This is a genomic window from Rhodospirillales bacterium (assembly GCA_014323865.1).
Lineage (GTDB): Bacteria > Pseudomonadota > Alphaproteobacteria > SP197 > SP197 > SP197.
The window spans coordinates 84,240-94,207 of sequence record JACONG010000012.1 but is presented as its reverse complement, the minus strand read 5'-3'; the positions used below and the strand labels follow the sequence as shown (position 1 = coordinate 94,207).

Annotated in this window: 10 protein-coding genes; all 10 read left to right on the top strand. The window is 64.2% G+C overall.

The window, feature by feature from the left end:
- The first annotated feature begins 248 nt into the window (after nucleotides 1–248).
- The 10 genes from GDA49_06715 to GDA49_06670 all read left to right on the top strand — a co-directional run bounded on the left by GDA49_06715 (nucleotide 249) and on the right by GDA49_06670 (nucleotide 9,952).
- The gene (locus GDA49_06715; protein MBC6440090.1) at nucleotides 249–506 is read left to right on the top strand and encodes an ATP-binding protein; all 258 of its coding nucleotides are present in this window, start codon (nucleotides 249–251) and stop codon (nucleotides 504–506) included.
- A gap of 206 nt (nucleotides 507–712) precedes the next feature.
- Nucleotides 713–3,502, top strand: a complete 2,790-nt coding sequence (locus GDA49_06710) for a molybdopterin oxidoreductase family protein (GenBank protein MBC6440089.1) — start codon at nucleotides 713–715, stop codon at nucleotides 3,500–3,502.
- Complete coding sequence (locus GDA49_06705; protein MBC6440088.1) at nucleotides 3,499–4,230, top strand: 4Fe-4S dicluster domain-containing protein; 732 nt, start codon at nucleotides 3,499–3,501, stop codon at nucleotides 4,228–4,230. The genes GDA49_06710 and GDA49_06705 overlap by 4 nt, the downstream gene beginning before the upstream one ends.
- 3 nt (nucleotides 4,231–4,233) lie before the next feature.
- Nucleotides 4,234–5,184 (top strand): dimethyl sulfoxide reductase anchor subunit, encoded by a 951-nt coding sequence (locus tag GDA49_06700; protein MBC6440087.1) that lies wholly within the window; start codon nucleotides 4,234–4,236, stop codon nucleotides 5,182–5,184.
- Nucleotides 5,185–5,218: 34 nt separating this feature from the next.
- Nucleotides 5,219–6,475, top strand: coding sequence for an FAD-dependent oxidoreductase (locus tag GDA49_06695; protein MBC6440086.1), 1,257 nt, complete (start codon nucleotides 5,219–5,221; stop codon nucleotides 6,473–6,475).
- A 25-nt stretch (nucleotides 6,476–6,500) separates the two neighbouring features.
- Nucleotides 6,501–6,917: a hypothetical protein gene (locus tag GDA49_06690; protein MBC6440085.1), complete on the top strand. Its 417-nt coding sequence runs from the start codon at nucleotides 6,501–6,503 to the stop codon at nucleotides 6,915–6,917.
- Nucleotides 6,871–7,536: a hypothetical protein gene (locus GDA49_06685; GenBank protein ID MBC6440084.1), complete on the top strand. Its 666-nt coding sequence runs from the start codon at nucleotides 6,871–6,873 to the stop codon at nucleotides 7,534–7,536. The genes GDA49_06690 and GDA49_06685 overlap by 47 nt, the downstream gene beginning before the upstream one ends.
- 86 nt (nucleotides 7,537–7,622) lie before the next feature.
- Nucleotides 7,623–8,123: a GreA/GreB family elongation factor gene (locus GDA49_06680; GenBank protein MBC6440083.1), complete on the top strand. Its 501-nt coding sequence runs from the start codon at nucleotides 7,623–7,625 to the stop codon at nucleotides 8,121–8,123.
- A gap of 89 nt (nucleotides 8,124–8,212) precedes the next feature.
- Nucleotides 8,213–8,338, top strand: a complete 126-nt coding sequence (gene rpmJ, locus GDA49_06675; GenBank protein MBC6440082.1) for a 50S ribosomal protein L36 — start codon at nucleotides 8,213–8,215, stop codon at nucleotides 8,336–8,338.
- Nucleotides 8,339–8,458: 120 nt separating this feature from the next.
- Complete coding sequence (locus GDA49_06670) at nucleotides 8,459–9,952, top strand: FAD-binding protein (protein MBC6440081.1); 1,494 nt, start codon at nucleotides 8,459–8,461, stop codon at nucleotides 9,950–9,952.
- Nucleotides 9,953–9,968 lie beyond the last annotated feature (16 nt).

Here is a 9,968-nt window from a genome sequence, read left to right as displayed (position 1 = left end):
CTATCCCGGTTACAAGCATTTCATCGATCTAGATCTCGACGCGTCACAGGCGGCGTGACGAGTTCAAGCGGTTGCTGGAAGAGCACGAGCGGTTCGAGAGTTTCGAATCCGAGATTTTCGCCCAAAAACGAGGTCGATGACGGTACGGTTCGGCCGCGTGTGGATGCGTGACGGGTGCGCCAGATCGTGCTCAACCTGCTGTCCAATGCGGTCAAGTCCTCACGCGAAGAAGGCATGTCCGTGTCAGTGTGAATGCCGATGCCGTCGGCACGCTGATGATCATCGAAGACCGCGGCGTCGGCATGACCGCCGAGGAGCTTGAGACCGCATTCGAACCCTTCGTCCAGTTCGGCAGTGCGGGGCGCACGCGGAAGGGGACCGGCCTCGGGTTGCCGCTGACCAAGCAGTTGGTCGAACTGCACGGCGGTTCGCTGACGCTGGAGAGCACAGCAGGAGAGGGGACCCGGGCTGCGGTGCGCTTTCCCGCGAATCGCGTGGTGGCCTGACACACCGGTTTCGTGCGTCTGGACGGTTTGGTCCCTTGATCACGCGGGCATCTCACGACAACCTGCCGCTTGCCGCCGCTTGCCGCCGCTTGCCGCCGCTTGGACCGCAGGTCGCCCGACCCGAATCGTTCCAGGCACCCTGCTTGAACGATCTGGAGCACCGGTTGTCCGACGAACGCCGACGCCTCGAACGCCGCATCGCGGAGATGCCGCCGATCGCCGACGAGGTGGTCACCACCACCTGCTACATGTGCGCCTGCCGCTGTGGCATCCGCGTTCACAAGAAGGACGGTGAGCCGGTCTACATCGACGGCAACAGCGACCATCCCGTCAACAAGGGCGTGTTGTGCGCCAAGGGGGCGGCGGGCCTGATGAACCATCGCTCGCCGGCGCGCCTGACGACACCGATGAAGCGCGTCGGCAAGCGCGGCGAGAACAGGTTCGAGCCGATCTCTTGGGACGAGGCGCTTGATCTTGCGGTGTCGTGGCTCAAGCCCGTCCGCGACGAGAATCCCAAGAAGCTCGCCATGTTCACCGGCCGGGACCAGAGCCAGGCCTTCACCGGCTGGTGGGCGGGGCAGTTCGGCACGCCCAACTATGCCGCGCACGGCGGCTTCTGCTCGGTCAACATGGCCGCGGCTGGTCTCTACACGACTGGCGGCTCGTTCTGGGAGTTCGGCGAACCCGACTGGGAACGCACCGAGTATCTCATGCTCTTCGGCGTGGCCGAGGACCATGCCAGCAACCCGCTGAAAATCGGCCTCGGCCAACTCAAGTCGCGTGGTGTGAAGGTGCTGTCGGTCAATCCCGTTCGCACCGGCTACTCGGCGATTGCCGACGAGTGGATCGGAATCGCGCCGGGCACCGACGGGCTTCTGGTTATGGCGCTGTGCCACGAACTGCTGCGGACCGGCCGTGTCGATGTCGACTACCTGATCCGCTACACGAACGCTCCGCAGCTCGTCATCCAGGCCCCGGATGATGCCGATGACGGCCTGATCGTCCGCAACGACGGCGGTACCCCGCTGGTCTGGGACCGCAAGCGCAAAACCGCTGTGACGTTCGACGATCCCGACGCCACGCCGGCGCTGAAGGGAACGTTTGAACTGAGCGATGGCCGCAAGGCGGTTCCCGCATTCGAGCTGATCGCGCGCCGATGCCTCGATGATGCCTACAGCCCCGAGGCGGTCGCGGACCAGACCGGCGTCGCCGCCGATGACATCGGCCGCATTGCCTCAGAGTTGGCCGAAGCCGCGTTCGAGCGCGAGGTGGTTATCGAGCAGCCGTGGACTGACAGCTGGGGACGCAAGCACGACCGCATGGTCGGCCGACCGATCAGCATGCACGCCATGCGCGGCATCTCGGCCCATTCCAACGGCTTTCACACCTGCCGCTCGATCCACATCCTCCAGATTCTGCTCGGCAGCGTCGACACGCCCGGCGGTCATCGCTACAGGCCGCCCTATCCGCGCCATATCCCGTGTCCGGCCAAGCCGACCGGCAAGCCCGACCAGATCGTCGCCTGTCAAGCCATGCCCGGCATGCCGCTGGGTTTCCCGGGCGGTCCCGAGGACCTGCTGATTGAGGCGGACGGCACGCCGGTCAGGATCGACAAGGCCTATTCGTGGGATGCGCCACTCGCCATCCACGGCATGATGCATTCGGTCATCGCGAATGCTTGGAAGGCCTATCCCTACCCGATCGACACGCTCTTCATGTTCATGGCAAACATGGCGTGGAACTCGGCGATGAACACCACCGGCACCGCAGAGATGCTGACCGATGTCGACCCCGAAACCGGCGACTACCGCATTCCGCACATCATCTATGCTGATGCCTATCAGTCGGAGATGGTCGCCTATGCCGATCTCGTGCTGCCCGACACGACCTATCTGGAGCGTTGGGACTGCATCTCGCTGCTCGACCGGCCCATCAGCGATCCCGACGCGCCGGCTGATGCGATCCGACAGCCGGTTGCGGTGCCGTCGCGCAATGTCAGGCCGTTCCAGGACGTACTTATAGAGCTCGGGCATCGCCTCGAGTTTCCGGCGCTGACGGCCGAGGACGGGTCGCCACTCTATCCGGGCGGCTATTCCGATTATCTGGTCAATCATCTACGGAAGCCGCGTGTCGGTTCGCTCGCCGGCTGGCGGGGCGCGAACGGCGGCGACTGGGGCAAAGGCGACGTCAATCCGAACCAGCTCGATGCGTACATCGCCAACGGCTGTCACTGGCGCCACGAACTGGGCGAGGGTCACCGGTTCTTCAAGTTCGCCAATGCCGGCTATCTCACCGAGGCCGTGGAACTCGGCCTGATCGATCACGATGCGCCGATCACGTTGCAGCTCTACAGCGAGGAACTGCAGAAGTTCCGGTTGGCCGCCCGCGGGCACGCGCCTAACGTGCCGCCCCAAGGCGAACGCGAACGGATCGAGACCTACTGTGACCCCCTGCCGCTCTGGTATGCGCCCTTCGAGCAGGAGTGCGTCGAGTATCCGCTGCACGCCATCACCCAGCGACCGATGGCGATGTATCACGCTTGGGGTTCGCAGAATGCCTGGCTGCGCCAGATCCACGGCTACAACAGGCTCTACATCGGCCGCGCGGTTGCCGAGCGGGAAGGCCTGTCAGACGGCGAGTGGGCCGAGGTCGAAAGCCGTCACGGCAAGATCAAGGCCAGGGTCGCGATCGCCGACGGCGTCAACCAAAACACGGTCTGGACCTGGAACGCGATCGGCAAGCGCTCGGGTGCCTGGGGGCTCGCGCGCGATGCGGCCGAAGCGACTGACGGCTTCCTGCTGAACCACCTGATCGACGACCTGCTGCCAGCCCGCGAGGACGGCTACCGCTATGCCAACGCCGATCCCGTAACCGGCCAGGCTGCTTGGTACGACCTCACGGTGCGTGTGCGGCGTGCGGCGGTTCAGGCCGGGCCGAGCGAACCGGCGATGTCGAGCCTCGATGAGGGCTCCCATATCGTGGGGGCTGTGCGATGACCACGCTGCCGACCGCGACGGAGAAGAAACTCGGTCTCGTCATCGACCTCGATATCTGCGTGGGCTGCCATGCTTGTGCCGTGGCCTGCAAGTCATGGAACTCGACAGGCACGGCAGCACCGCTGAGCGACATGACGCCCTATGGCGCGGAGGCTCAGGGCACTTGGCTCAACCGCATTCATGCCTTCGATGTCGACGACGGGGAGGGCGGTTTCACGCTCCACTTCCCGCGTTCGTGCCTGCATTGCGACAACGCGCCTTGTGTGACCGTCTGTCCGACCGGAGCGTCCTACAAGCGCGCCAAGGACGGCATCGTTCTGGTCGACGAAGATCTCTGCATCGGCTGCGGGCTTTGCGCTTGGGCGTGCCCCTACGGCGCGCGCGAATTGGACGACGGCACGGGCACGATGAAGAAGTGCACGCTCTGCGCCGACCGCATCGACAACTCCGACCTCGTGGAGGAGGACCGGGTGCCGGCTTGCGTGCGTACTTGTCCGACCTCGGCCCGGCATTTCGGCGATCTCGCCGATCCAAGTTCGGACGTCTCGCGCCTGGTGGTCGAGCGCGGCGGTGTCACCCTGATGCCCGAAAGCGGTGCGGAGCCGGTCAATCGCTACCTGCCGCCGCGCAGCCGTCACGCCGCACCTTCGGCCACCATGACCGCAGGGGGCAACGACGAAGCTCCAGACGGATTCCTCGGCTGGCTCGATCGCGTTCTTTCAGACTGAGCGATGCATCCGGCGATCTCCATTGTTCTCTTCACAGGCCTGTCGGGTGCCGGCTACGGCGCGCTGGTCTGGATCGGGGTACTGAACGCGTTGCGCCAGCTGCCCGAAAGCAGGGTCTTCGCTGTCATCGTCAGCGCGCTGTGCCTGGCCCTGATCGTCGCCGGCCTGCTGTCGTCGACCTTCCACCTGCGCCACCCGGAACGGGCTTGGCGCGCGCTCAGCCAGTGGCGTTCGTCATGGCTGTCGCGCGAGGGTGTCATGGCCTTCATCACCTTCGTGCCGGCCCTCATCTTCATCGGCGGCTGGATCGCGTCGCGCGGGGAAACCGGCACGCTCGTTCTGTTCGGTCTCGCCGCTGCTGTGTGCGCGGTTGTCACGATGATCTGTACGGCGATGATCTATCGCTCGCTGTGGACCGTGCCGTCCTGGTCGAACCACTGGACCGTGCCGTCGTTTCTCGCTATCGGCTTGGCCGGAGGCGCGCTGATCGTCTGTGCCGCGGTGGCTCTGACAACCGGCATCGTCTCGGGCTTTCCGTTGGGCGTCGCGTTCGTTGCGCTGCTGGGTTCGGCCGTGGCCAAGGCATGCGCCTGGCGGCATGCCGATCGTCCCGGCGAGAGCGACTTGGGATCTGCCCTGGGCATGGCCGGTCGGGTCAAGGGCGGCCATCTGCTCGAAGCGCCTCACAGCAGCGAGAACTATCTGCAGCGCGAGATGATCTTCCGCATCGGGCGCAAGCATGCGCAGAAGCTGCGCCGTATTGCGCTGATCGCGGGTATCGTCGTTCCCGCAACTCTTCTTGTGATCGGCGCGCTCGCAGGCGGGTTGTTCGGTGCCATCCTGGTCGTGGTGGCTGCCGGTGCGAGCCTCGGTGGGACCCTGATCGAACGCTGGCTCTTCTTCGCCGAAGCTAAACACAAGGTCTCCCTTTATTACGGGGCCGCCTCTGTATGATCCTGACGGCGGTTGGAACTTACGGGGGAGATCAATGGCAGAGCGATATCACGTTACGGTCGTCGGGGCCGGGATCGTCGGGGTCTGCGCTGGCCTTGCGCTGCTGCGCGACGGACACGACGTCACGATCCTCGATCGTGATGGCCCCGGCGAGAACTGCTCCTTCGGTAATGCCGGGATGATCTGCGATACGAGCTCCGCCTTGCCGCTGCCCGCGCCCGGCGTGATTCGCGACGTGCCGGGCATGTTGCTCAATGGCATGGCACCGCTGACGGTGCGCTGGAGCTATCTGCCCAGCCTGATGCCCTGGATGATCGCGTTCCTGAAGGCGTCGAACGGCGACACACGCATGCGCAACGCACGCGCCTTTCATGCTCTGCTGGACGGCACGACAACGTCCTTCGACACCCTGACCAAGGGAACGGCTAATGCCGATCTGATCCGCAAGCGCGGCATGATGATCGCCTATGAATCGGATCAGGGATACGAGAGCGACGCGGAAGAGCGGCGCCTGCTGGCGGAACTCGGCGTCGAGGCGAGCGAGCTCGGTAGCGATCAGATCCGTCAGGCCGAACCGGCGATGGCGGACGCCATCCGCCACGTCACGTATTTCACCGACTGCTACAGCACGATCAATCCCTACAAGCTGACCCGCGGCATCGCCGATCAGTTCGTCGCCGAGGGTGGTGCAATCGAGTTGGTCGAGGTCGGCGGCGTACGCCATGGCGCCGGACGGGTGACGGAGCTCGAGACCTCGGGCGGTGATCGCACGATTGATCGTCTGGTCGTTGCCGCCGGGGCTTGGTCGCACCGCATCGCGGCCATGATGGGGTTGCGTTTCCTGCTCGACACGGAACGCGGCTATCACACCGTGTTTCACGGTGTCCACACGGGCCTGAAGATCCCGTTCATTCATGGTGAGAACCACTTCGGACTGAGCCAGATGGATGAAGGCGTGCGCTTTGCGGGCACGGTCGAACTGGCCGGCGTCGATGCCGAGCCGAACTACAAGCGGGCCGATGTGATCGTGGAACGCGGGCGATCGGCCCTGCGCGACTTCGACCCCTCGAAAGCGACCGAGGTCACCAAGTGGATGGGCCGCCGTCCGACCATGCCGGACTATCTTCCGGTGCTGGGGACAATGCCGCAGTTCTCCAATGTGTGGGTCGACTTTGGCCATCAGCACCTCGGCCTCTCGCTGGCAGCCCGCTGCGGCCTTGTCATCGCCGATCTGGTTGCGGGGCGCGATCCCGGCCTCGACCTCGAAGCCTTCCGTCCCGACCGTTTCTGAACGGTTGTCTGCGCGCGCCGTCTTCATGATCGAACGATATGAGCGCCATCAGCGCGATGTGCTGTCGAAGGCGCCGGATGGTCTTAATGTCGCCATGCTGCGGGAGACGGACCGCGAGACGCTCGCCGCGGCCTTGGCCGAGGACGACTACCTGATCTCGGAGCGGCGCGGGACCGTTAATGCATCGCTGATGGATGCGGCCCCGGATCTGAAGCTGATCCTTCGGCTGGATGGCATGAGTCACGACCTCGACCTTGCCGCCGCACGTGAGCATGGCGTGATTGTGTGTCGTCGCAGCCAGGAGGGCCCGATTCGGGTCGCGGAGTTCGTCGTTCTGCAGATGTTGGCCCTGCTACGGCGTGTCATGGAATGCCGTGAGGTCGCGCTTGAGGCTGGTGACGATTGGGCCGAACGGCGCACGACCGAGACGTACGACCGATGAAAACAGCTTTGCCTACAACTGGTCACGCAGAGAAGGACTAATCAGTCTGCACGGCCTGACGGTCGGGGTTCTTGGCTTTGGCGAAATCGATGCTGAACTCGCCCGCAGGCTTTGCGGCTGGGATTGCTCCGTATTGTACCACCGGCGGATGCCGCTGCCGCAGGAGATCGAACTTGAGCTGGGTCTCGTTCGTGTCGATCGATCAATGCTGCTTCAGGCCTCCGACGTGCTGGTCTGCCTGTTACCTTACACCGAGCAGACACGCGGCTCTCTGGATGCCGAGCTGATTTCGTCGATGAAACCCGGTGCTGTCCTCGTTTCTGCGGGCAGCGGTGGCGTTATCGACGAGCTCGCCCTCGTGGCAGCCATCGAGAGCGGCCGGCTTGCGGGTGCTGCGCTCTATACCTTTGCGGTGGAACCGGTCGAGGCGGGCAATCCGCTTGTGGTGCTGGCGAGGGCCGGCAAGAATCTGCTGCTCACGCCGCACGTCGCGGGTGGCTCGCCGCCCGATGCCTGGGACGAGTTGGCGTGCATGTATCAGCCCGTTGTCGACCACATAGCCGGTGCACGCCCGTTTCGGGTTGCCTGGTCTGATTGCTTCGGCATTGTCCTGGATTAAGGCTCGCTTGGCGGCGCGTGCCATTGTCACCATATCGAAATGAGACGGCGGCGTTTGATCGCCGAAAGACCTTTGGAGATACAGTCATGAGCCGCGCCTTTGTGCGGGAGCCCGACGGCATGGACGTCGTCGACGAGCTTCCGGAACTGCCCCAGGAGCCGATCCCGAACTACGTCACACCCGAAGGCATGGCAGCGCTGGAGGCGTGGGCCGAGTCATTGAAGAAGGAGCGCTACGAACTCAAGGATCACGACGAGAGCATCGTCGATGCGAGCAAGCTGGCGCATGTCCTGCGCGATTTGCGCTACGTCGAGGGCCGCATCGACCATGCCGTGGTTGTCGACATGGCCGAACAGCCGCAGGATGAGGTGGCGTTCGGTGCGTGTATCGTCGCAAAGGACGAAAACGGCGAGACTCACGCCTGGCGCATTGTTGGCGAGAACCAGTCCGACCTGGATGCCGCGCTCGTCAGCTGGGTCAGCCCGCTCGCCCGTGCGCTGCACGGCGCACAGGTCGGCGATGTTGTCACCTGGCGACGTCCGGCGGGCGATCTGGAGCTTGAGGTCAAGAAGATCAGCTACCCCTGAGCGGTCCGTTGACGAGGCACGGCCAGATCAGTATGGTCGACGCTTTCCCGAAACGGGCTGGTTTGGCCTCCCCGACGAGGACTGGTGCGATGAAGATTGTGAATTCGCTGCGCTCGATGAAGAAGCGCCACATGAAGTGCCGTACGGTGCGCCGCAAGGGCCGCATCTACGTGATCAACAAGGAAAACCCGCGCTTCAAGGCACGCCAGGGTTAATCCTGTCGTTTCGGCGCGCGACGCACCGGACGACCTGTTGCGCCGGGCCCCATTGCCCGGCGTTGACGTTTCTGGCCTCTGCGACGATCCTGACGCCGTTCTGAACGGAGCCCGCCAGCCATGACCATCGCCATGCCCAAGCCGGACCAGGGTGTCTTGGATGCGCGCGATGATTTCCTGTCCCACTTGGCGACGTTGGTCGCTTCCGACAATCTGATTGCCGACAACGTGGGCCTAAAGGCCTACGAGTGCGACGCGCTTTCGGCCTATCGCACGTTGCCGCTGGCTGTGGTGTTGCCTGAGACGACCGAGGAGGTCGCCCGGGTCATGCGGCTATGCCGCGAGCGCGAGGTCAAGGTGGTGCCACGCGGCTCTGGCACCGGTCTTTCCGGTGGCGCTCTGCCTCTGGAGGACGGCGTCCTGTTGGGGCTGGGAAAGTTCAACCGCATCCTTGAGATCGACTACGCCAACCGCTGCGCCGTGGTGCAGCCCGGCGTCACGAATCTCGCGATCTCCCAAGCCGTGTCGGCGTCCGGGTTCTACTACGCGCCCGATCCTTCGAGCCAGATCGCCTGCTCGATCGGCGGGAATGTGGCGGAGAATTCCGGCGGCGTGCACTGCCTGAAGTATGGCGTTACGACGAACAACATCCTGGGCCTCGAGATCGTTCTGATGTCGGGTGAGGTGGTCCGCATCGGCGGCAAGCACATGGACCCCGACGGCTATGATCTCCTCGGCATTCTGACCGGGTCCGAAGGTCTGCTGGGCGTCATCACCGAGGTCACGGTGCGTCTGCTGCCGAAGCCAAGTTCCGTCGGCGCCCTGTTGCTTGGATTTGCCGACCTTGCCGCGGCTGGCGACTGCGTCGCGCGTATCATATCCGATGGCATCATTCCCGCCGGTCTTGAGATGATGGACAAGGCTGCGGTTCACGCCACTGAAGATTACTGCAAGGCCGGTTACCCACTCGACGTCGAAGCACTGCTGATCTGCGAACTCGACGGTCCCGAGGCCGAGGTCGAGGAGCTGTCGGGCCGGGTCGAGGCAATCGCGCGCGACTGCCAGGCCACCACGTTTCGACGGGCGACCAGCGAGGAGGAGCGACACCGCTTCTGGCTCGGCCGCAAGTCAGCGTTTCCGGCGGTCGGCAAGATCTCGCCCGACTACTATTGCATCGACGGAACGATCCCCCGTGGCCGCCTCTCCGAGGTGCTGACCCGCATGGGCGCGCTATCCGACAAGCACGGTCTGGGTGTCGTGAACGTGTTCCACGCCGGCGACGGCAACCTGCATCCGCTCATCATGTACGACGCTGCATGCGACGGTGACCTTGAGAAGACCGAGGCACTGGCCGCCGACATCCTGACGCTCTGCGTCGAGGTCGGCGGTGTCTTGAGCGGTGAGCACGGCATCGGGGTCGAAAAGCGCGACCTGATGGGTGCGATGTTCACCGACGACGATCTGAAACAGCAGCAGCGGGTCAAATGCGCCTTCGATCCCGACGGCCTGCTCAATCCGGGCAAGGTCTTCCCGGTGTTGCATCGCTGCGCCGAGTTGGGCCACATGCACGTTCATAAGGGTGAACTGCCGTTCCCCGATATGCCCCGGTTCTGACGCGTTGACCATCGAG

Coding starts and splice junctions, on each gene's coding strand:
- GDA49_06695 (MBC6440086.1), top strand. CDS start 5,219: ATGGCAGAGCGATATCACGTTACGGTCGTCGGGGCCGGGATCGTCGGG.
- GDA49_06700 (MBC6440087.1), top strand. CDS start 4,234: ATGCATCCGGCGATCTCCATTGTTCTCTTCACAGGCCTGTCGGGTGCC.
- GDA49_06710 (MBC6440089.1), top strand. CDS start 713: ATGCCGCCGATCGCCGACGAGGTGGTCACCACCACCTGCTACATGTGC.
- rpmJ (MBC6440082.1), top strand. CDS start 8,213: ATGAAGATTGTGAATTCGCTGCGCTCGATGAAGAAGCGCCACATGAAG.
- GDA49_06680 (MBC6440083.1), top strand. CDS start 7,623: ATGAGCCGCGCCTTTGTGCGGGAGCCCGACGGCATGGACGTCGTCGAC.
- GDA49_06690 (MBC6440085.1), top strand. CDS start 6,501: ATGATCGAACGATATGAGCGCCATCAGCGCGATGTGCTGTCGAAGGCG.
- GDA49_06670 (MBC6440081.1), top strand. CDS start 8,459: ATGACCATCGCCATGCCCAAGCCGGACCAGGGTGTCTTGGATGCGCGC.
- GDA49_06705 (MBC6440088.1), top strand. CDS start 3,499: ATGACCACGCTGCCGACCGCGACGGAGAAGAAACTCGGTCTCGTCATC.